Here is a 21,897-nt window from a genome sequence, read left to right as displayed (position 1 = left end):
AGCTCTACTGGTAGGCAAGCAATGTGTGGCTTATTATTTCTCGGCAAGTAACCTTTTTGTCATAAGAAACTACTAAATTGCTATAGTGTAATGTATACTAGTTCCTTGTATATAGTAAGAAATTGAGCAAGCGTCCTGCATTGAGGAGTTATGATGAATTATTCAAATCCGAGAAATCCTGACACTCTTTCTGAGTCTATCGTTATGAATCAAAAAATTATTCCTTACTTTTATCAATTAGGATACCAATATTTAGATATAAATGTAAAACTCCAAAAGGACTTTATAACCGCTATTGCGGATCTCGTTGTCTATCTTGATGAAGATAAGACACAACCCTATATTGTTGCCGAGGTAAAATCACAAATACCAGCGGAAATAACACTTCTGGCCCCGTCAGTTCAACAAGTATTTAGCTATGCAGCCTATCTTGGAGAAAGTGTTCGCTATCTTTTGGTGACAGATGGAATACACTATCACTGGTTCGAGCGAAGTTCAGGAGGGCGTTCATTGCTCTCTCTTGAAAACGCACCACATGCATATAATCAACAGCAGCTTGCCCTGTTTTCAAACGTTTTACAGCCAATTACTGATCCTCAACATTTTTTTGATCTCATGCATTCTGTCATGCAGATACTTGTGCGTGAGGGAACTGGCTATGGTTTACGTATGGGCAGTGAAATTAACCGTATCTTGATTGCCAAACTACATGATGAACAGAACATCACATTAGGTAGAAAGAGTCTCTTTAGTTCTGATCAGAAAACAGAATCACAATTATCAATCGATATTGCTTCTCTCTTTAACAATGCTCTTGCTCAACTAAGTACAATTTCTATTTCGGAGGGCATATGGAATTTATCTCCGCGGGTTTTGAAACAAATTGTCGTAATGATGGAGAAATACGCTTTCTCAACTATTACTCATAATGCAATAAATCAACTATTTTGGCATCTCTTCTCGGATATGGTTCGCTTGGATCATGATGTATATACAACTCCTCTCTATTTAGCACAATTCCTTATTCAATTAGTGAATCCCCAGCCTGGTATGCGCATTCTTGATCCTGCTTGTGGTACTGGCCTATTTCCGATAGAATCAGCCAAGCATTTGCAAGCTTCATCTGAAATTACACCTACATCAGAAATTTCAATGTTATCCTCATCTCTGCCGGAAAAAACTATTATTGGCATCGAAATTAACGCAGAAGTTGCCGAGCTTGCCCTTACAAATTTTGTTCTAAATGGCCTTCCTCCTAATGATCTTGTAAAGGCGGATGCTCTTGATAAGAATGCTTATACTAATTTTAGAGAATCTTGTGATGTTGTTGTTCTTGATCCTCCGGTAGGGCAGATTCCGAGAAGTTTTTCTTTTCTACATCAGTTTGATATTGCTTCTTTTTCTAACCGCATTACTTATGAGATGCTTTTTGTAGAGAGAGCATTAGATTTTTTAAAACCTGGGGGTATTTTAGGTATTTTATTGCCAGACACTTTGTTGTCTTCTCCTGCTTATGCTCGTGCTCGTGCTTGGATATTACAAGTAGCAATCCCAAAAGCAATTATTAGCCTTCCCGTAGATGCTTTTGTTCAAGTGGGCCATTCAGGTAAGGCTTCTATTCTTCTTTTGGAGAAAAAACCATCTAGCTCATCTAAAGTTGGGCAGGTTTTGTTAGCTGAGATTCAATCTCTTAACATTGGTAAATCTCAAAGGAGTGTAGCTTCAGGGATTTTTTCATCCCTCGTAGAAGTGGTTAGAACATTTATGACAACTAACCAAGTACCAGAAGAAACTCAACAGGATTATTGGAATGCCTGGTTAATTTCTAGCAATGAACTTAAAATAGAGTCCTGGAATGCTAGCGCTCATAACCCTAATAAACGTACCTTTGTCCAAACACTCAAACAAAGTTCTTATTCTATGGTTCCTCTGGAATCATTAGTGGAAATTATAGGTGGTAGAAATTTTGGCCCCAGTAATTACGTTGAAAAGGGTGATAATACTGCGATGGTGCTTCAGGCTGGAGCTGTAAGAGATCTTGTTCTTGATACTTCTGAATCTCCATTTGTATCTTATCGAGATTATATACATTTTGAACGCATTCAGGTAAAAACGGGTGATGTTCTTATTACTACTACTGGAAAATATCTAGGACGAGCTACTGCTATTATTGGCGAAACTCTTGGCTATACCTTGGCAAGTGGAGCCGTCACTATACTTCGTCCTCGCTCTCCTGCTGAAGTTGATCCATTCTTTCTCGCTGCTGTCTTGAGTAGTACTTTAGGCAAAGAGCAAGTGCTTCAAAAACAGGCTGTGTCCAGTGCTCAACCTTATATTCGCCGTGGTGATCTCGGTTCAATTCTGATCCCTCTACCAAACCTTAGAATTCAAAAAGATATTGCTGATCGCCTTCATGAAATGCTAGCAACTGCTCAACGCTTGATCCAACTTGCTAATCGTATTGAAGCTGCCTCAAAAGAGATTGTGGTAAAAGAGCTTCAGGCAGGAGAGGACAATGCATAACCGTTTTTGTCTCGACTTGCATCAGCTTAGAAAGATTTTAAATGATTTAAGAGAAAATCTCACCAAATCAGTAGCTAATGCCGATGCTATTTGGATGGATGCCTTTTCTTCTATTGTTGGAAAAAAAGTTACGAAGCATTCAATTCCAGAAATAACTGCATTTGATGTACAGAACATTATATTAATGCTCTCTTTGACAGGTGGAGATGCACCATGGGAGTTTTATCATGCTGTTTCTAGCCTAGTCGCTAATGTGCCAGAGATAATTAGCGAAGTTATTACACAGAATATTAATTTTACTACTGATTATGACTTTGAAATTATTCGTCTTGCTCCAAACGGACACTGGCAAATTGCTTGGATTATAGACGATGCCAAAGTGAATGACAGCGCGGTAGTTTTGGATTGGCATATCCCCTCTGTCAACATCCATGCACCAGTTGTTCCTTATGCTATTCTTGACCACATTGCTAGTTGCGTTGCGCTCTTACGTCAAGGGCTAGTGCTTCCAGCAGCTTCCATTATTTCCGTCATTCTTGAAGCGGCGCTTTGGGATGCATTAGATGGGAAAGGAGTTCCTCAGTATAAAGCTGAAAAAATATACATGCCCGTCTATTGGCATTTCAGAAAATTATCTAATCAATTTACTGTGAGTATAGAGGGAGCTGATAAAGATGTGAAAGACCTAATTATTCCATCAGAACTAGCAGATAAATCCTATAATGACATTACTTTTGAAATTAGCAAAGCATCTTTTGAGAACTCTGATAAAACCATTAATCTTTATATGAAGGTAAATAATGAAATAGTAGATTATTTATCTACTAGTCAGATTAAATCAGAAGAACAAGTACCTATCAGAGGGCTCTCAGCTGCTTTTCAACAAGCTCGCAAAAAGGATCTCGAATGCCTTAAGGTTATATCGAAAGACTTCGACGGTATTCTTACTTCTTTAAGAAATAACCTTATACACCTTCCATCTCAGGGGAATTTCCGCGAGCCGATAAGTATTCCTGGAGGCGGGGTAATACGTGGTGTCGAGGATCTTAAGAAAAATAACATGTTTGTTTATCAACTCCTATATTTGGTAGTTAATATAGTCAGGTCTGTGTATCTTGAGAAGGGACATGCTATGGTCAACCCTTAATCCTCTTCGGCCCTGTGAATCGTTTCATTGATGTCGTTTAGAATATTTTGTTAAAGTTATGTGCTGAAAGCTTGCACATTTTCGATGGAGGCATTGTTTGAAATGAGCTTCAGTTGTCTACTGCTCAAGTGTCCCAAGCGTTGTTGATGCTGGCTTTAAGCCACGAATGAGCCGTAGAGATGCACAACACATTCCTATTAGTATACCTAAAACACTTCTTGGCTATAATAGAGCAACAGCTATCTTTATCTAGTCTTAGCGCTGGAGAAATGCATTAGATGAAATGCAAGCATACATAGTGTGGTATGATAGAAAACATAGGATCTCAATTGAGGTTGTGAACCTGCAGAAGCAAAAACTCGCCTTAGTAAAGAGAATAACAAACTACAAACATCGGTGAGTTTAAGTTAGCCAACTGTCTAACCTAGCTCAAATTTGTTGAGTTTTTCTCTTCGCTCGCGCCAATTGGGGAGAATTTGGTCGAGGAGGTGATAGTAGTTCTTGCTGTGGTTATGTTCTTTTAGATGGCAGAGTTCATGAAGAAGGACATAGTCGATGCAATCCAGGGGAGTTTGCACGAGCCTGGGATTGAGGATAATCAAGCCTGATTGCCCACAGCTTCCCCAGCGTGTTTTCATAGCACGGACAGATAATGTAGGATACAGTACTCCAAGGCGCTCTATACGTGGATAACAGACGCTTAAGCGCTCTTGAAATATGGCTTTGGCAGCGTCACGATACCATTGCTCTAAAATCTGCTGAACTTGCTTGGTGTTGCGTTTATCAGGAACAGTGATATAAATATAGCTTCGCTCTAATCTTATGCTTGGCTCATCCCTTTCAAGCACTTTAAGACGATATTGTCGCCCAAGGTAGCGATAGCTTTCACCGCTTACGTATTGGCGTGGTATATCCTGCGGAGCATAGCTAGCAAACTTTTGTTGCTGTTTGAGAATCCAGCTCGCTCGCTTATGAACTAGGTCCTCAATGGCTTCTAGCTGGCTCCCTTCAGGAGCTTTTACCATGACTCCCTGGTCTGGATGAACCTCAATGGAGGCCGTTTTGCGCTGGGCAAAGTCAATACAATATTCGATGATGGTGTTACCAAATGGTAGGCTGCTATTTATGGTCATACTCACAGTATACTACAGCCTATCTCGCTGCTTCGCGACTTCAACAGCCTGCTCCATGATAAGGTCCTTTTCGATACCTGTCAGAGCTAGACCATAATGGCTTTCAATGTCATAGAGATAATCTTCGATATCGGTTTTCATGCCATTCTTGACATCATTATTATTAACCCAGTCACGAATCTTGTGTTTCTCTAGTCTCTCTTCAATCCCAATTGCTATGTCAGCTAAAGCCTCTTCAGAGATAAGTTCGTTTATTTTTTGTTCTCGTAACTCCAGAATACTCTCTAATACTCCGTAATAAGCGGCAGCATCGCGATAGCGGCGCAACTTTTCGGGCATACTGCTGGTCTTTCCTTGTTGGACTTGTTCCAGTACCTCACTTGCACGCTTGAGATATTCAGCTTCGTTTAGTCGACCTGCTTTATAGTCTTCGATGGTTTTGTTAATGAGATCCGAGAAACGCTGGTATACCTGGGGATTCTCTGCCAGGCGTGTCGTAACTGTCTTCTTTACGCGGTAGGCAATGATATCAGCCTTAGCGGCAGTACCTTTGACCTTTTCAACTTCAGAGGCGAAAGCCTCTCCATCAAAGATGTTGACCAGCTCGGTTATTGGCTTGACCTCTGAAGAGGTCACATGCTGATTCATGAGCTTGCGCACTCTCTGCTCATAATCCTTGTAGTCGATAGTTTCGGCATAACGCTGGCGCGTTGATATCCTCAGGTTGTGGAAGAAGCGTAGATCTTCTTTGTAGCGGTTGATCTGGTCTTCGGGAGTATTTTGGTAGAAATATGAGGTGCTCAGAGCTATCTTTAAGCAGTTCGCGAAGGCGGTTAGAGCTTCGTAGAACTCTTGGCGTCGGTCTTCTGGCTCCAGGAAGCGCTCAAGGGCCTCAGTGTCCTTTTTATTCTTGACCTCTTTAAAGACATCCCACAATGCTGCGTGATAAAGTGGGAGTTTCTTGACCTCCTCCGAGGCTTGGGGGAGGATACCAGCAACATCCTCAGTGTCATAGGCGGCTAGGGCATTGTATGTGTTGAGTGCCATGTTGAGTTCTCCTAGAACACCACGGTAGTCAATGATGTAGCCAAAATCTTTGCCTTCAAAGAGGCGGTTGACACGCGCAATCGCTTGCAGCAGGGAATGTTCTTTGAGTGGTTTATCTATGTAGAGCACAGTATTACGAGGTTCATCAAAACCAGTGAGCAGCTTATCGACTACGATAAGGATTTCGCAACCATCAGGGCGAGCAAAGGAGGCCTTGATTTCAGAGATATACTTGTCTTCACTGCCGAAACGCTCCATCATACGTTTCCAGAAGGCCTCCATTTCAGGTGATTTAGTGTTATCTACCTGCTCATTGCCTTCTCGGGTATCTGGTGGAGAAATAATGACCTCAGAACTGACCTCGCCGAAGTCGTCGAGAAACCTTTTGTAAAGCAGAGCCATTTCTTTGCTGTCAACTGCTAATTGAGCCTTGAACCCCGTGCCCTGAAAGTTGCTCGTGTAGTGCTCAGTAATATCATAGGCAATCTGCTGAATGCGTTGTTCTGTACGACTAACGGCTTCAGTACGACTGAACTTGTTTTTCAGGTCTCGTTTCTGGTCCTCGTTCAGGTTACGAGTGACCCGTTCAAACCATTTATCGATCTGCTCCTGATTCACGCCTAAATCAGCCATCCGGCCTTCGTACAACAACGGAACAACTGCCTGATCACTTACTGCTTTCTGCATAGGATATTTATGGATAAAATCGCCAAACTTAGCGACTGTAGATTTCTCTGCCTTGAGGAGTGGTGTGCCAGTGAAGCCAATGTAACAGGCATTGGGGAAGATTCGCCTCATCTTTGCATTGAAGCTTCCATACTGGCTGCGATGACTTTCATCGACTAGGACAAAGATGTTAGGATTCTCGTCTTTGAATTTCTTGTTGTCGGCTGCTTCAAACTTATTGATAATGGTAGTAATGATGTCAAATTTGCCTTCCTTAACCTTTTCGACAAGATCCGCCCCTGATTGAGCTTTATGCACTTTCTTGCCGCAGGCCACGAAGGTATTCCAGATTTGATCATCGAGATCGATACGATCTGTTACCAGGATAATGCGCGGCTTGGTGATTGTTGGGTGAAGCGCTAGGGCTTTGGCGAGCATAACCATAGTAAGCGATTTGCCACTTCCTGTGGTATGCCAGATCACACCCCCAGTACGTTTGCCCTGAACATTGAGAGATTCCACCCGTTCAATTGTTTTCTTGACTGCAAAATATTGCTGATAGCGAGCAATTTTCTTGATTCCAGTGTCATACACGATGAACTGATAGCTCAGTTCTAACAATCGCTTTGGCTGTAGTAAGTGATAGAGGGCTTTATCTTGCTCACTAGACAAGCGATCGCCTTCCAGTTCTAGTTGGTTGAAGTAGTTACGTATATTCCGCGCATACTCGCGATGGTTATACAACAGGTCTTTCTTCGCTCTACTGAGTGATTTATTGACGAGCTTATGTAGGTCTGCCTCTCTGTATCCTTCCTCTTCCCAGATAGACCAGAATTTTTTTGGCGTGCCAGTAGTGCCATAGCGAGCAGCATTTTTGCTGACGGCCATAAGAAGTTGACTATAAATGAATAATCCTGGTATCTGGTCATCTTTCTGGTTACGGATCATCTGCGTAACGGCCTCAGTGACTGGATTATCGCCACCTTTGTTCAGGTCAGGTCGTTTGCATTCAATCACCACCAAGGGAATCCCATTGACGAATACCACAATGTCTGGCCGACGCGTTTCCTTGCTCCGCCTGCGTTCGACCACAAACTCATCGCTTACATGATAAACGTTATTTTCAGGGTGCTTCCAGTCAATGTAGCGAAGATTATAGCTACGGGTATTTCCCTCTATGGTTTGTGGGAGATCAGCACCTAGTGTTAGCCGATCATAAATCTTATCGCTGGTGCGTACTAAGCCATCGTATGGTTCGTTCTTGAGCTTACGCAACGCCTCTTGAAGGTTTTCTTTGCTAAATTGGTAGACCTGTCCTTTATAGCGAATCGCATTGATCTTGGGAAGTTGATCGAGTAGAATGCTCTCTAATATGACATTACTAAATTTGCCGCCGCGCGCCTTAAGGGCTTCGTCTGGTTGAAGATATGTAAACCCAAGATTCATTAATAACTGGAGAGCGGGAATCTGTGAGATCAACTCTTCACGAAACGACGGCACATTCATCATACCTTTGCTCTTACCTTCCCTGTAAGTAACTGCTGCATCAAACCTTGCTTCTGCTGCTTCAATAACTCTAGCTTCCTGCTAAGCAGCACAAGTTCATTATCGCATGCGTCTAAGACTTCTGCAATGTATTTTTGTTCATCCAGTGATGGCAGAGGTACTTTTATTCGTGAAAACTCATTCCACCGTAAGCTGCCACGTCGATCAACTGAAGCACTGGTGCTACGCTCAAAAATCTGACGATATGTTTCAGTTTTTAGAAGTGCATATAAAAATTTATCATGGACAATAGAATTGGTTTGAAATACCGTATACATTGGGCTAATTAGTGCTCTGTCATACAGCTCTTGATAGCCAATTGATCCCTCTTCAATATGGTTAGTGGCATAAGCAAACTGATGAAGGCGAACGACTTTATATGTTGAGGTATCATCACTAAATATTTTCCTCCCAAAATATTTAAGCGAGTCGACCAGCCCATCGTATTTTGTACATGATAAAACCGGCAGATCTTCTCCCGAGCTATTACGTTCTGAAATATGTTTTGCAATAGAGGCAATATCTGTACAGTGCCAATCTGAAGGAATCAGCCCAATTTCTGTATTCTGAAATTCATTAGAGTGGATAAACTGGCTGAATCTCTTCTTTCCAGTAAGCAGTTGTTGCATCAATCCACGTTTGTGCTGTTGCTTTGCTGCAATGAGTTGTGTTGTGAGATCGATAGTGCGATCACATGTAGAAAGGATATTAGCAATACGATGCTGCTCAGTTAAAGTTGGTAGAAATACAGGTAAACGATGAGCATCATTCCTATTAACACCTGGTATTCCAGTTTTCTCACTAAGCTTATCAAAATTAATGCTTTGGAGTAAATAATAAATGAACAATGGACAGTTGCCTTTAAAGTCTTTTACGAACAAGGTGGTATTAAGCGGCCAAAATGGTTCTGTAACGTAAAATACAGATCCTAGGCTTCCATAGCGGCGTATTACTACACCTGGAGGTTCGACTTTATATGTATCGTGAAACCCAGTTATACCAGCTGTTGAAACTACAGGGAAATTTCCTAATGCTGAACGCTGAGATGCTGGTAGATCATATCCTCTTTGTAAGGTTAAAACATTACCTAAAGTTGTAGCAAGCCAATTATGATTCATAACAATCCTAACTCTTGAAGCTGTTTCATTAATTTATTTTGTACCTGAGTTAATTCAGCTTCTATATTTAAAATCTCTGTTTGTACACTGGCTAGATTGATTTCTTTTTCTTCTTCAAATGTATCCACGTAACGGGATACGTTAAGGTTATAGCCATTTGCCTCCACTTCTCCTTTTGTTGCAACATAGCTATAGCGTTCATCAGTTAAACGTTCGTAATAAGTCTTGGCAATACGTTGGATATGAATTTCCCCTAATTTATTCTGATTAGTACCTGGTTCAAATTCATGGCTAGCATCGATAAAGGCAACAGAGCTATCAGATTTATCACGTCTAAAAAGTAAGATAGCTGCTGGGATTGGAGTACCATAGAATAGATTTTGTGGTAGGCCAATTACAGCATCTAGTAAATTCTCTTCCACTAGCTGTCGTCGGATATGTTCTTCAGAATTGCCACGAAATAGTACTCCATGAGGAACAATGACTCCAGCCCTGCCTTTGAAAGGCTCCATTGTCTCCACCATATGCTGGATAAAAGCATAATCTCCCTTACTTTTAGGAGGTATGCCGCGATGGAAACGCTTGAAGCGATCTGCTGGAGCGACCTCGGCCCCCCATTTGTCCAAGGAAAAAGGAGGATTAGCCGTAACAACCTCAAAGTGCATCAGGCGATCATCTTCTATCAACTGTGGATTGCGTAGCGTATCTCCCCATTCGATGCGCGCGTTGTCTACTCCATGCAGAAACATGTTCATTTTCGCCAAGGCCCACGTACTACCATTGCTCTCCTGCCCATAAAGTGAGTAGTTATTACTGCCCACGTGCCGAGCACACTTGATGAGAAGAGAGCCAGAGCCACATGCTGGATCACTGATGCGCTCACCTGGTTGAGGATCGAGAAGATGTGCTAATAGCTCAGAAACTTCTGGTGGTGTGTAGAATTCTCCAGCCTTCTTGCCAGCTCCAGAGGCAAAGCGAGCGATGAGATATTCATAGGCATTACCAATAATGTCCAGGTTGCCAATGCGTGATGGTCGTAAGTCCAATCGTGGATTATCAAAGTCATCTAGTAGTTGCTGGAGGCGAACATTTCTGTCCTTTGTCTTGCCAAGATTGGATTCTGAGTTGAAGTCAATGTTGCGGAAAACGCCCTCAAGTTTTTCCTTGTTTGCATCTTCGATTTTATCTAAGGCGATATTGATCAGTTCACCCAAGTTATCGGCATTGCGCTGGTGGTAAAGGCTATTAAAGTCACAGTCCTTTGGCAACACAAAGCGCTCGCGGTCCATTCTGCGCCTGATACGTTCGTCGTCGTCACCAAATTGTTCCTGGTATTGAGCATAATGGTCCTGCCATACATCTGAAATATATTTGAGGAAGAGCATGACCAGGATATAGTTTTTGTACTCTGAAGGGTCTACCGTTCCACGGAAGGTATCACATGCACTCCAGAGAATGCTATTAATTTCATCTTGGCTGATCATCTTTTGCGCCTGATCTTCAAAAAAAGATTTCTGAACTACACGCATTACTTTGCCGCACTCCATTCCACGACAGAATATTTACCATAAAAGGTGAGACAGCAGTACTTTGATATCTAAAAAGCCTCAACTAAACAATCAAATGCTTGCATAGTACAATGTTGAGGACGAGAAGAATCAATGTTGAGGCTGTCTAAAGCGTTCACGTAGGACTTCTAGAGCTTCCTCTGGATGTTCACGCAGAATTTCAAGTATATCGTTGGGGACTTTCTCTGCGGCCAACAACAGGCGATTCTGATCGTAACTGAAATAGTGAGCTATACGCTCGACAAGCTCTTTCGATGGCCGCACCTTATTACTCTCAAGTTTGCTCAGATAGGTATAACTCACTCCTAGATCGGGAGCGAGCCGCTTAATGCCAATCCCCTTTTTTCTGCGTAAACTGCGAAGAAGTACACCAAATTCCATGAGAAGCAGTGTAATCTGGGTTGATTTTTTTGTCAACCCTCCTATTAGACAATATTCGCGAGGAAAATATTCATGACTCCTCACTGAAGCCCCTGCCTCCTGCATGGGTCATGTCATAGGCTGACGAGATTGCCGCTGATTTGTAATGTGCATATGATGAGAAGGTGACTCACTACGATGCCAAGCCAGAGAATTTGCTATTAAGGCGACGTGTTGAGGTAATGCTCTCGGACTTTGGCATTACAATCCTGGAGAATATTTCCTACTTAATACAAACCCAGAGTGTCGCGGCACGATAGCATGTATGAAAGTTACAATGTTATAGTTTAAAAAACAAAAAACACTCTATAGAGAGTGTGCCAGAGGACCCTATAGATCATAAGATCTTCTGGCGTGTTGAAAGAGGTTAGAATAAAAGCATTTGTTTGGGAGCTTCAATAGCCTGCTGTATTTTGTGAGCGTAGCGTGGCTGCGAGACTTGCCAGCTATACTCCACAACTGTTAAGCCACTGCGGCGTCGAGCTTCATGCTCCTGTCCAAAGAGACCATTCCAGGCTCCTGTATCCAATGAAAGCGCTCCTCGAAGCTGGATAGGTGTTTGGAGAAACTTGAGTTTCACACCCCAAAGGTGCAAAGAGATGTCGGGGCCAATGATTGAGGACATGCGCTCTACGATAGCATGAATTGATTTTGAGGGAAGGCGGCGACAAAGACTCCCAATCCCAACCCTGAAGTGATCACCTTCTCCTTCCTCTTCTCCCCATCCTGGATCGGCGTAATAGGCGTGCATGGCGCGAATGAGGGGTGTGAGTTCGTAAGCATGGCGCTCAAGCTCGCTCATGGTGTAGCCTTGAATAGTAGGGCACCAGCACCATTCAGTATCGCGTATACTCTCCCAGAAATACCACGCCATCTCCGTCGTGAAGCGCTGCCGTCGCCTCACTTCTACTGCTCCTGGATACGACCCATCTGGTTCGATGCAGCAGAGATCAAATGTCGAAGCCCATTGGGGTCGCCATGAGGAAAGCCATTGTACATATTGCAATGGTGTAAAGTGATAGAGACCCTTCCAGCGCGTGGTCGCGGTATAAGCGCCACAATCTGCCCCTCGCAAGCGAATGTGAGCCGGAAGACGCGCTCGCCGTAAGGTGACGGCCTTATTGGCGTGCTGAGTGAAGAAGCTCGTTGCAGGTAAGAGGACGGGAACAACTGGCATGTTAGGACGAACTTCTTTGGCGCTGACAGTATAGTAGAGAAGCGGATGAAAGCGGGGATAGAACCAATGAGACATAAAAGAGAGAACTCCTTTTCACGTCCGAGTTGATAGCTGTGGTCTCGTATATGTTGGGGATATCGCGTTAGCATGAGAAACAGGAACGTGCGATAGCGACTGCCATGGCCAATGGAAAGGGGCAAAGGCTAGGGGCCAAAAGATTATCTTTTGGTGTGCAGGGACTCCGAAGGTGAACAGAATACGGGGAGAGGAAGTGACACCTGATTTGCCTCCTCCTCTCCCTGCGCAAATCGTTATAAAGGCCAGGCGTTCACCATATAGCGATAAAAGGCTTGCTGGATGGAGAGGGAGGTTTGATGGACTGGCGCAAGCTGCTGGGAGAGGGCTAGCGTCGCAGCGGTGATGCCCATATTCCAGCGGAGTTCGACGAGGAGGCATTGCTTAACGTGGGACTCGTTCTCATCTTCTTCCCAGGCATCCCAGGCTTTGTTGATGCTGGCTTCAATAACGCACCAGGCATCGAATGAGCCGTAGGCACGGGCCGCACGTTCCTGTTGGCACTCCTGATCGTTGATGGTATTGCGAGCGCGCAGTTCCAGCGCCAGGGAGTGCTGTTGGGCGGCGTGTGCCATGTCCATCGCTTTGGTCAAAAATAGATACAGGATGTGGCTTTGTAGTGAATACATGTCTCGTCCTCCTATAAAATGGGTGTCACGCGAAACACACATCCCCGCCTCGTTGATAGATTGAGACGGGGATGGGTCTTACCAGAGTTCCGGTTGCGAAAAGTTGGGGCGCGATGCTTCAGGTGCGTGGGGGGCAACCTCGACCGCTGGTAGCTCTGGCTCGCTTCCCAAGATAGACCACAGGTCTACGATGCCCTCAACCACCACATGCTTGCGGCGTTTCTTGGGTTTGAGGTATTGACTCCGTAGGACCGCCCAGGGATCTTTGCCAGAGGTAATCGAGGTTTGAATGATCGTGACTTTCTGGGGTTTGGTGGCTTGTTCGGGATGAGGCTCTTCCCCTAGAACCTTGTCTGCCTGAGTGACTACTTCGATGCCATGCAGCGTCACATCATCGTCCAGAGCGAGGGGCTCCGTTGGTGGCAGGGTTTCTTCCCTGACTGGTTCAAACTCGACAGGTTCGATAGCTGCCTCTTGTCCAAGGATCTGATTCTGTTCCCGCTCAATCTGCGTATTCTCTTTGAAGAGATCTTGCAGGTCGCGAATAGCTTCGACCGTGCGGGTTGGGTGCTCGGCCTCCAGGTTTGCGAGCACCTGACGCGCGAGTTGCACCACTACATCTGACTCATTGTCGTCATCCTCTTCCCCAAAGGAGACCAGCCCCTCGCCGGGAAGCTTTCCCTCAACCATGAGCGACATCTTCATCTTTTTTGCCATAAGTTCCAGCAGGTCAAATTCCATCGTGGGATAGATTAGGAAGATGACTTTCACGGGTTGGGTCTGTCCCAGACGATGGGAGCGGCGAGTGGATTGGCGCAGATCAGAGGTACCTTTGGGGATGCTGACGTAGATGAGCGTTGGGAACGCGAGTAAATCAAGCCCCACTTTGACCAGTTTGGGGTTGCAAATGAGCACATCGCACTCTGCGTCCACCTGTTTGGCAAGCCAGGCTTCGCGGTTGATCGTCTCGACGGTGGTGCTGCGCAAGATGGAGACGTTCAGTGGCTTGCCTAGACGTCCACGAACCTTCTGTGCGAGCAGCTTTTTGAGGCGGGGCATTACATCCAGCGTACCCGTGTTCTCCGAGAAAATGAGCACGCGTTGTCCTGCCTGCATCTCGGTTTGCACAAAGCGAATCAATTCACGTTCCTTGGCGTACAGCATCGCTTCCGCCAGGGCCGGGGCGCGTCCCAGGACCTGCCCTGAGCGTTTGACGGTACAGGTCCAGCCGCGATAGGGCATATTGGGATAGTTAAGCAAGCTATTCCACCATGCTGCCAGCCCGGAGGTGTCGCCAACAGCAAGCATCTTGCCCAGTTCGCGTGTGGTCTCAGCTTCAAAGCGTGCATAGGCTTGGGCGACCTGGGGGTCCATCTCGACGACATGGATGTACTCACGGTAGGGAGGAAGCGCGGGAGCCACATCGGCAAGTTCCAGGAAGGTTGAGGACGGGAGGATATGGGCTAGTCCCTGGGGCGCGAAGCCCGCAATCTCGCGAATAATGGGTTTGCCAATGCGTCGCTCGCTGCTGGAACCATGCCCGACCTCTTTCTCCTTGTAGGTCTTCTGGGTGATCTGTCGCTTACCATACAGATCAATCCAGCGTTCCTGCTCATGGTAGCCGAAGGTCTGCCGCACCGAGCGATTCATGGTGTAGTAGAGACGGAAGAGGCTTCCCGCATAGCCATTGGAAAGGGTGCCAGTGAGGCCCAGCATATGCTTGCAGGCATTGGCAAGCTTCTGGCGCGCAAAGTCGAGCGCTGTGCCATCGCTGCCTTCATGCACTTCATCGGCGAGGAGCATATGGAATACATGTTTGTAGCGCTTCTGGAGATATTTGCCCAAGGGATAGGGTCTCCGGAAGGTCGAGGTCACACAGGTGGGAAGGGTTCCGGCTCGGGGCAAGGGCAACGGGCGTAGGTCCTCCTGGCGTGCCTGCAACGGCGAGAAGGGCTTCCAGCCCTTGGGGACAGTTGGCACATCCTGCCATAGCGGTTCGCCACAGTGCATACAAAAGCGTTTGACGCGATGATCTTTACTTCCCTGCAACTCCTTTTCCGTGAGCAAGACATCCAATGGCAGTAGGGTCTCCTCTTCATAGGGAGCCAGACGCCCCTGCTCACGTAACATCTCAATGTGCCCAAAGAAGTGACGATACTCGGCGCTGGTCCGCTTGAGTCTGGCGATGCGGCGCTCATCCTGAATAACATGGAAGCAACTGGGGCAGCAGGGGATAGAAAAGGGCTTGCCTTCCCCATCGCGGCGCAGCTTCACGGTTCTGCTCTGACGGTCAAAGTAGCGAGCGGCTTTGAGGCGGTAGACGGGCATCCATTCCATGCCTCGCTTGGCGACGCTGGCGGTCAGGATAATCATGTGGCAAGGCTTATTTGGAGGGGTTTGTCCTTCTTTGAGGGCCTGATCGTAGCGTTGTTGCCAATGTTCCAGTTCGCGTTGGATACGGACGGCAGTACGATCCAGGCAGGCGAGTGCAGAGAGCGAGGAGCCCTGGAAACTGGGATCAAAGCGCCGGAATTGGGCCAGATCATCGGTGGCATCGATCTCTTCCTCGTCGTCATCCTGCTGGCTCTTTTTCAGCACGTTCTTGAGCGAGGGTGTGCTCATGCGTTTGATGATGACGGCCTTGATGCCGGGAATGGTCTGCTCGGCTTCCCTCTGCCATTTGCGCGCCATGATGGGGGGACAGAGCACCACCATGGGAAAGAAGTGTTGCAGCTTTGTCTCTGGTAGCGCCACCTGTGTCGCGCCACAGGCATACAGGTCTGCAAGATAGGTAGCGCTGAGCGCCAAAAATGTCTTTCCAGTGCTCATCTCCGCAACCATAGCACTACGTTCGAGTAGCGTATCAAGGGGCATTCCACCAGGCTGCATATTGACCAGGCTGTGAACGGTCGCGGCAATGACCTCGCGTTGTTTGCCAATCGGTCGCCGTTTGAGATGGGTCAGTCCCTCGCTGAGCCAGGGGACCTGATGCTCGCCCTCATAACGCGGGGGATTGGCCTGCGCGACCTGCTCAGAGAGGGAGGCCCCGAAGTTGTCGAGGAAGGCTGCCAGAGAGAGGGTCTCGTACTCGACCTGGAAGGGAAGCGGTGAGCTTTTGCCCGTCTCGACACGAATAAAGGTGCCTGTCTCCAGATCAATGCACCAGAGCGCCGTTTCAAAGGTATCGGTGATCTTCTCGACCGTTTCGTCCTCCGTTTCATACTGGCGGGAAACAGGGACCTTGCGTGAGGAACCTTTGACGATGACACGGCGACCGTCCCTGCCTGTGAGGATGGCGCGGTTGGCGATGCCTGCTACCGAGAGGACTGCCAGATGCGCATTCTTGAGTGGGGCCAGAGGAGTGCCAATGCCGAGCCCAATGGTTTTGGGATCGGGACAGCGAGCCGCTAAATAATCCATGCTAGCCCACACCCCCGTTTTGCTGGTTGATGACGTAGCTCCTTCGCGCCTCGGAGACGCCTGTTCTTGTGCGCCCAGGCTCTCATAGAGAGCATTGGCGGTGCGCTCAGGAGCATAGGTTCCTGTAGAAAAGCGGAGCTTGGTGCGGGCCTTGCCCTGGGGAATGTCATAGCGTGGGCGTATCTCTGAGTGCTCATGCACTGGGAGCGCATGCAGACGAGGGCCTCCAGTGGCCCACATCTCGATCATCGCGAGAGTGCTCGGGTCCGCTGGAACGGAGAAGGGACGCCGTTGGGCCAGCACCACTACCTGCTGAAATTGCGCGTAGAGGGAGATCGTCTCTTGCTTCTTGGGGTCAGGCTGATAGGCATCATCAGGAAAGCGGAGACAGGCCAACTGGTCATAGCAGGAAGCCAAGTGCTCGGCGACGGCAGCTAAGCGTTGTTGAGGAATGATATACACCAGGATGCCCCCTGGACAGAGGCGAAAGGTGGTGCGTTGCAGGAAGGTTAGTTCCAGGCGCACTTTTTTGCCGCTCTCCAGGGAATGCTCGGTATCCGTGTCATAGGGCGGGTTGACAAAGGCCAGTTGCCAACCGACATCGGCTCCATCACCCGTCGAAAGGGTGGTGGAAAAGAAACTGGTTTGTAGTACCTGGGAGAGGCAAGTAGTGGCAGCTTTGGCGCGCAGACGCTCAGGCTCGATGCCATAGGTTTCTACGGAGGGTAGCGTTCGTGCGTAAGGCCAGCGCGCCCGGTGACGTTCGAAGAGCCTCTCGATTAGGCGGGAAAGGGCGGCACCCGTTCCCGCACAGGGGTCAAGAGCATGGATTGCCCCATTATATGGGAGGCTCAGAGCGTTTGCCAGTGCATCGACAATGCACTCAGGTGTGGGATAATAGTCCAACTTCTCTTTAGCTTGAATGGTTGCCATTGGGAACAAAACCTCCAAAAGACAATCACCCCTCACGCAGGAAAGAGCGTGAGGGGTGAAGACGATTCTGCAAACTAGGGTTAGCGCGTGGCGACAAGCTGCTGATCTGGAATTTCGTGCTGCGGCGGCACTGACGGAAGGGCTAGTAGATGGGTATGCAGGCGAGTGTTGAGGTATCCTGTCTCGAGTGCCTCGCTGAGATCGCCTTGCAGGCGTGCCGGGTTGGGTCGGCAGAAATAGGCTTCGGAGAGGAAGGGCGTAGTCTCCTGATCGGGCGTATAACACCAGGAGGTGAGGCGCTCAATCTCATGGCATGCTTCGGCCCGTTCCCATAAGAACTCGGCCCAGGAGGGATCGAGCGGCCAGGGAAGGCGCGGGTCGAGGAACGAGAAGTGGAGCTGATGCTTCCACGGTACATCCTGACTGCCCCAGCCAGGGATCAGCAGTAGGAAGAGCGGAAAACGCTCACGAGCATGCATCTCGCTGACACTTTGTGCGGCATTACTTTTCTTGGCTGTCGTGAGCGAGGTCTGCTCCTTGCGCTGTTTTTTCCTACCGCGACGACCAGCATGGCGTGAGGTTCGTTGGCGAATGGTCGCGCCGCGTACGGGATCGCAGATCGTGAGCATCGGACTCTCGATGACCGCATGGAGGTCGTGGTGAGGCTGGACTTCAACTTGCTCATAGTTCCAGTGCAAGGAGTAGCCACATTCGTTGAGCCGGACCTGCTGATGGGCTAGCATCACCTCGCCGACTCCTTCGAGTTCCACACCACGTCCCTTGCTGGTGGAACTGACCAGGCGCGCGAAGATGGCTTGCAGGACTGTACCATAGCCATAGGGCGCGATAAGGGAGAGATAGTAGAGTGGGGTCGCTCGGCCTCCCTGTATCAACTCTTTCTGATGACCAACAATATAGGCATTGACATAGGCATCGACCTGGGGTTCCCCTCCCTGTGCTTTGATGGTGATTTTGGGCAGGGCCGTAGTCTCCACAAGGGAGGACATGGTGCTTTTCTGTGAAGGCATCTGTGTAGTCCTTTCTGATGTGCGAACAGCTAGTGGCGAGCAACGGTCGAGGCGGAGGGGTGCGTGCCTTGCGGAGTCGCGTTCTGTTTCGTGTGTTTGAGGCGCTGAGTCAGATCCCGGCTTTGCTCATGGGTCAGGTTTTCCAGGCGTGCGATCTGATAATGCTTGCAGATGCGTGCGATCCTTTCGGGATCGTGCTGGACGGTGGTGCGTATCCACTCCACGAAGAGCGTATTCACTCGCGGCTGGGAGCTCGACGCTGCTTTCGGGCGCTGTTGATACTGCTGGCTATATGCCTGTAACAATTCCGCAGCCTGTTCATAGCCGAGCGGATTGGGCAGTGGCGTGGTGATGTTGAGGTATTGGCGCAGCTTTTCCAAACTGGCGAGCTGCCCTTTGGTGGTTGGTGCAGGTATCGTGTCCGTGAGCACTGTCTCCGATGGCTGTACTGCTGGTGCTTTAGGGGATGGCGCTTGCACGTCGGGAGGTGACGCCTGTACTTCTGGTGCCTGTCTCCTCTCTGGGGCAGGATGCTCGGTACGCTGCTGTGGCACTGAATGCTGTGTGGGGCGAGCAGACAGCCCCGCTTTGAGATAGAGTTTCTCCACCCAGGCGATGCGTTCCCCTTCGCTGAGTGCGAGACGGTTGGCATCACCGTCATAGGGGAGCCAGAGTGAGGCGAGGTTGTAGAGGTAGCGTCCAAGCAGAAAGTGCGCGCAGGCGCGACGAAAGCCTTGAGAGTAGGCTTCGGTGGCGCTATTCTCGTTCTCACGCTCGGCCCCTTTACGAGTCTTGAGCATAATGAACGCTTCACCGTAGTCGGTGTGTGGGACCCCATACAGAGAGACTGTCACGGGGACAATCAGCTTGTTTCCTTGCTGAAAGGGCGAAACATAGGGAATACTCCAGAGGCCAAAAGCTAGTTCGTTCAGGCGATCTTCGTAGATGCGTTTATTGGCATAGGGCAGGGCGCGACAGACCAGGGCTCCGGCCTTGTTGCGACGTACATCCTTAGGCAGAAATTCGATCTGTTCTGGGGCGAAGGGTTGGGCAAGCGCCGCTTTGAGGGAGGCTGGAATGGGGGAGGTGAGATGCGTGGTCATAAAGGACATCCTTTCCAAGAGAACAGGCTTCACTTCCAGTTGCGACCTGGGGTGAAGCCTGTGTGTAGAGGTTTTGCGTGGAAGTAGTGCCTCTTAGAGGTTGTGTTGTAAGAGGGCAAAGGAGGCATAGAGGGCTTCCAGCCCATCTGTGCCGCATCGACAGTAGCGTTCGCTCCAATCCTTGCCTCTGCCATCGCGGGGTGGAGAGCACAACTCGGCATGTATCTCTCTGGTTTTGATCTGAGCCTGCAATCGTCGCGCTGCCTCTCGGCCTGCGGTATCTCCATCGAGTGCCAGCAGCACTGAGCACAGATGATCTGGCAGCCACTCGACACAGAGTGAGGTACTCACGACTGCCACGACCTCATGTGGCGCGAAGCCAGCCGCCAGAAGTGCCAGGCGATCAAATGGCCCTTCGACGATGATGACGTGCTCGGCCCATTGCACTGGGGGCTCACTGAACCATCCAGCGGGATTGGTCTTGATCCAGCGCTTGGGAGCTTCATCCGAGGCATCCTCAAGCAGGGCCTTGTGAACGTTTTCATCCAGGCAGGTCTGCCAGCGCCAGAGCGAGCGACCGATGTAGCCACGCCCTTCGGGAGCGGTTAAAGGGAAAAGAAGTCGATCCACCCAGCGCTGTAACAGGCGCTCCCCACTGGCTTGCCGGGTGGCGAGTTCGTGGGGAAGATAGCCCACTCCGGTTGCAGCAGCGATGTCGAGAGGGATGTGGCGTGCTTCCAAGTATGCTTGCGCCTGCCAGGAATCGCCGAGCGTGAAGCTCGTCAGCGCCTGACCAAGCAAACCATGCAGATGCAAGAGTGAAGCGACCTCCTGGCGTTGCCATGCGGCGGTGCTGGCTCGCGTTCTCGGTGTGGTCTGGCTCAAAGGTATAATCTGCCCTTGTTGGTTGGGCAGAGATTGAGGACGCGCTGGACGTGCGACAGGAGGAGCGGATGGAGTTGGTGGGGAGAAACGAGTGTGTCCTCGCAGAAGGGTAGCTGTGGCATCCGGGTTGAATTCTCGTACCAGGACACGAGCATGACAGTTAAAGCACTGCCCCCAGCCATTCTCGCGATTGACTGAGAGAGAGCGCTGGCGATCTCCACCATGCAGATGACAAAAGGCGCGGAGCCACGCTCCCCGTTGCAGCGGTTCCCACAAATCATGGACCGAAATGATCTCGATCTGTGTGCCTCTCCTGGTAACAACCCGAGTGGGAGTGGAAGGGGCTGTCTCATAACGGACGTGTTGCATACGTTTGTTGTTCCTTTTTCTCAGGCAAGAACGCCCCATGAGAGCCGCGACAACGTGTCCTCTCATGGGGTGCGTTGTGTGGGATGAGGGAAGGTGGTTAGCGGCACTCCTGAAGATCGTTGAGCACAAAGACAGACCAGACGGTGGACTCGCGTTCCCAGATGAGTCCCAGACCGTATGCCAGCAACTCGTTGCGCAGGCGTAGCCACATGCGTTGTGCGCGCTCAGCAGGGCCATGTAATTCCAGGTCACGGAGGTGATGCAGGCGCTCATGGAGTTCGACCAGACTCATGGCGTGGTCGTGCTCGAAGTGAGCCGCCATCGCCATGTCCAGGGGACAGTAATAGTCCCCTTCTGGCTGCTCGCCGAGCGCGGTCAGAGCTCGCGCACACAGGGAGGCGTCGGGACGAGCAGGAAGATAGAGGGTGCCATCAAAGAGGAGAATCTGTGCGGCTGCTGGCCCTGTTTTGCGTACCACAATCGTATGGGGGCGCAGGTCCTGTTTCTTGACGCGTTCAAGCATGAGATGATGTCCTTTCAGTTGGAGGAAGTGAGGGTGATGGGGTAGGAGAAGAAGACAGGCTTCCAGCCAGCAAGCGCCAGCAGGTCGAGTTCTTCCTGATTGAGTACCAGTGAGAGGCGCGAAAAGCTGGGTGCCCAGCGCACGCGCCCACACCATTCCTTGAAGCGTGGATCGAAGCGCTGCTGGCTCCAGCCACACTGTCCGGTGACGTCATGCTCGACGAGACGGATACGCAGTTGGGCGTCAACCAGTATCAATTCGACAGTGCGCACCTCATCGCGTGGTCGTGCGTAATTCAGCGCCTCATCTGCCGTCCAGGCGGTCTGGGTGAGGAGTGTGGTGAGGGAGATCATCACGGAAAGCCTCCTTGTCGTCAAAAAAGCCTCTTCCCTGACCAGGGAAGAGGCTTCCTACCCGGCTTGCATTGTGCGCGCCGGGACGCTATACTAGAGGCAGATTTTGAAAGACTTGCGACCAACAAGCCTTTCGCACATGCAGCATGTTCTTAGGGAAAAGAGATGGACATGTTGCATTTTTTTCTGCCTGTGGAAGAAAAGATATGGTGTCTCTGACGGGGTCTCGCCTGAG

Annotated in this window: 15 protein-coding genes; 2 read left to right on the top strand and 13 right to left on the bottom strand. The window is 49.0% G+C overall.

The window, feature by feature from the left end:
* The first annotated feature begins 150 nt into the window (after positions 1-150).
* Together K3T82_RS35945 and K3T82_RS35940 are read left to right on the top strand one after the other, a co-directional pair.
* Complete coding sequence (locus K3T82_RS35945) at positions 151-2,523, top strand: N-6 DNA methylase (protein WP_220198287.1); 2,373 nt, start codon at positions 151-153, stop codon at positions 2,521-2,523.
* A complete protein-coding gene (locus K3T82_RS35940; RefSeq protein WP_220198286.1) occupies positions 2,516-3,670 on the top strand; it encodes an MBL fold metallo-hydrolase in 1,155 nt (384 codons plus the stop codon). The genes K3T82_RS35945 and K3T82_RS35940 overlap by 8 nt, the downstream gene beginning before the upstream one ends.
* 419 nt (positions 3,671-4,089) lie before the next feature.
* Here K3T82_RS35940 and K3T82_RS35935 read toward each other — a convergent pair whose 3' ends face one another.
* The 13 genes from K3T82_RS35935 to K3T82_RS35875 all read right to left on the bottom strand — a co-directional run bounded on the left by K3T82_RS35935 (position 4,090) and on the right by K3T82_RS35875 (position 21,665).
* A complete protein-coding gene (locus tag K3T82_RS35935) occupies positions 4,090-4,803 on the bottom strand; it encodes a M48 family metallopeptidase (RefSeq protein ID WP_236031793.1) in 714 nt (237 codons plus the stop codon).
* A gap of 12 nt (positions 4,804-4,815) precedes the next feature.
* A complete protein-coding gene (locus K3T82_RS35930) occupies positions 4,816-8,025 on the bottom strand; it encodes a type I restriction endonuclease subunit R (protein ID WP_220198284.1) in 3,210 nt (1,069 codons plus the stop codon).
* Positions 8,022-9,179, bottom strand: coding sequence for a restriction endonuclease subunit S (locus K3T82_RS35925; protein ID WP_220198283.1), 1,158 nt, complete (start codon positions 9,177-9,179; stop codon positions 8,022-8,024). The genes K3T82_RS35930 and K3T82_RS35925 overlap by 4 nt, the downstream gene beginning before the upstream one ends.
* Positions 9,176-10,708, bottom strand: coding sequence for a type I restriction-modification system subunit M (locus K3T82_RS35920; protein WP_236031775.1), 1,533 nt, complete (start codon positions 10,706-10,708; stop codon positions 9,176-9,178). Before K3T82_RS35920 ends, K3T82_RS35925 begins: the two co-directional genes overlap by 4 nt.
* A 129-nt stretch (positions 10,709-10,837) precedes the next feature.
* Positions 10,838-11,164, bottom strand: coding sequence for a helix-turn-helix domain-containing protein (locus K3T82_RS35915; protein ID WP_220198282.1), 327 nt, complete (start codon positions 11,162-11,164; stop codon positions 10,838-10,840).
* Positions 11,165-11,534: 370 nt separating this feature from the next.
* The gene (locus K3T82_RS35910) at positions 11,535-12,419 is read right to left on the bottom strand and encodes a hypothetical protein (protein ID WP_220198281.1); all 885 of its coding nucleotides are present in this window, start codon (positions 12,417-12,419) and stop codon (positions 11,535-11,537) included.
* A gap of 236 nt (positions 12,420-12,655) precedes the next feature.
* Entirely contained in the window at positions 12,656-13,048 is a 393-nt protein-coding gene (locus K3T82_RS35905) for a hypothetical protein (protein ID WP_220198280.1), read from the bottom strand.
* Between the two features lie 78 nt (positions 13,049-13,126).
* Complete coding sequence (locus tag K3T82_RS35900) at positions 13,127-17,401, bottom strand: DUF6094 domain-containing protein (RefSeq protein ID WP_220198279.1); 4,275 nt, start codon at positions 17,399-17,401, stop codon at positions 13,127-13,129.
* Between the two features lie 80 nt (positions 17,402-17,481).
* Positions 17,482-18,429: a hypothetical protein gene (locus K3T82_RS35895; RefSeq protein ID WP_220198278.1), complete on the bottom strand. Its 948-nt coding sequence runs from the start codon at positions 18,427-18,429 to the stop codon at positions 17,482-17,484.
* A 29-nt stretch (positions 18,430-18,458) separates the two neighbouring features.
* A complete protein-coding gene (locus K3T82_RS35890; protein ID WP_220198277.1) occupies positions 18,459-19,532 on the bottom strand; it encodes a hypothetical protein in 1,074 nt (357 codons plus the stop codon).
* 93 nt (positions 19,533-19,625) lie between these two features.
* Positions 19,626-20,786, bottom strand: coding sequence for a toprim domain-containing protein (locus K3T82_RS35885; RefSeq protein ID WP_220198276.1), 1,161 nt, complete (start codon positions 20,784-20,786; stop codon positions 19,626-19,628).
* 97 nt (positions 20,787-20,883) lie between these two features.
* Positions 20,884-21,309 (bottom strand): hypothetical protein, encoded by a 426-nt coding sequence (locus tag K3T82_RS35880; protein WP_220198275.1) that lies wholly within the window; start codon positions 21,307-21,309, stop codon positions 20,884-20,886.
* Between the two features lie 14 nt (positions 21,310-21,323).
* Entirely contained in the window at positions 21,324-21,665 is a 342-nt protein-coding gene (locus K3T82_RS35875) for a hypothetical protein (protein ID WP_220198274.1), read from the bottom strand.
* Positions 21,666-21,897: the final 232 nt, after the last annotated feature.

The sequence above is a fragment of the Ktedonospora formicarum genome, assembly GCF_016587355.1.
GTDB classification, from domain to species: Bacteria; Chloroflexota; Ktedonobacteria; order Ktedonobacterales; family Ktedonobacteraceae; genus Ktedonobacter; species Ktedonobacter formicarum.
Note: the sequence above shows the minus strand (reverse complement) of the source record. Positions and strands in the feature narration are given on the sequence as shown.

What these genes read in the sequence shown, in the direction of transcription:
- K3T82_RS35945 (WP_220198287.1), top strand. Translation starts at nt 151, where the DNA reads ATGATGAATTATTCAAATCCGAGAAATCCTGACACTCTTTCTGAGTCT.
- K3T82_RS35940 (WP_220198286.1), top strand. Translation starts at nt 2,516, where the DNA reads ATGCATAACCGTTTTTGTCTCGACTTGCATCAGCTTAGAAAGATTTTA.
- K3T82_RS35935 (WP_236031793.1), bottom strand. Translation starts at nt 4,803, where the DNA reads ATGACCATAAATAGCAGCCTACCATTTGGTAACACCATCATCGAATAT.
- K3T82_RS35930 (WP_220198284.1), bottom strand. Translation starts at nt 8,025, where the DNA reads ATGATGAATGTGCCGTCGTTTCGTGAAGAGTTGATCTCACAGATTCCC.
- K3T82_RS35925 (WP_220198283.1), bottom strand. Translation starts at nt 9,179, where the DNA reads ATGAATCATAATTGGCTTGCTACAACTTTAGGTAATGTTTTAACCTTA.
- K3T82_RS35920 (WP_236031775.1), bottom strand. Translation starts at nt 10,708, where the DNA reads ATGCGTGTAGTTCAGAAATCTTTTTTTGAAGATCAGGCGCAAAAGATG.
- K3T82_RS35910 (WP_220198281.1), bottom strand. Translation starts at nt 12,419, where the DNA reads ATGTCTCATTGGTTCTATCCCCGCTTTCATCCGCTTCTCTACTATACT.
- K3T82_RS35905 (WP_220198280.1), bottom strand. Translation starts at nt 13,048, where the DNA reads ATGTATTCACTACAAAGCCACATCCTGTATCTATTTTTGACCAAAGCG.
- K3T82_RS35900 (WP_220198279.1), bottom strand. Translation starts at nt 17,401, where the DNA reads ATGGCAACCATTCAAGCTAAAGAGAAGTTGGACTATTATCCCACACCT.
- K3T82_RS35895 (WP_220198278.1), bottom strand. Translation starts at nt 18,429, where the DNA reads ATGCCTTCACAGAAAAGCACCATGTCCTCCCTTGTGGAGACTACGGCC.
- K3T82_RS35890 (WP_220198277.1), bottom strand. Translation starts at nt 19,532, where the DNA reads ATGACCACGCATCTCACCTCCCCCATTCCAGCCTCCCTCAAAGCGGCG.
- K3T82_RS35885 (WP_220198276.1), bottom strand. Translation starts at nt 20,786, where the DNA reads ATGCAACACGTCCGTTATGAGACAGCCCCTTCCACTCCCACTCGGGTT.
- K3T82_RS35880 (WP_220198275.1), bottom strand. Translation starts at nt 21,309, where the DNA reads ATGCTTGAACGCGTCAAGAAACAGGACCTGCGCCCCCATACGATTGTG.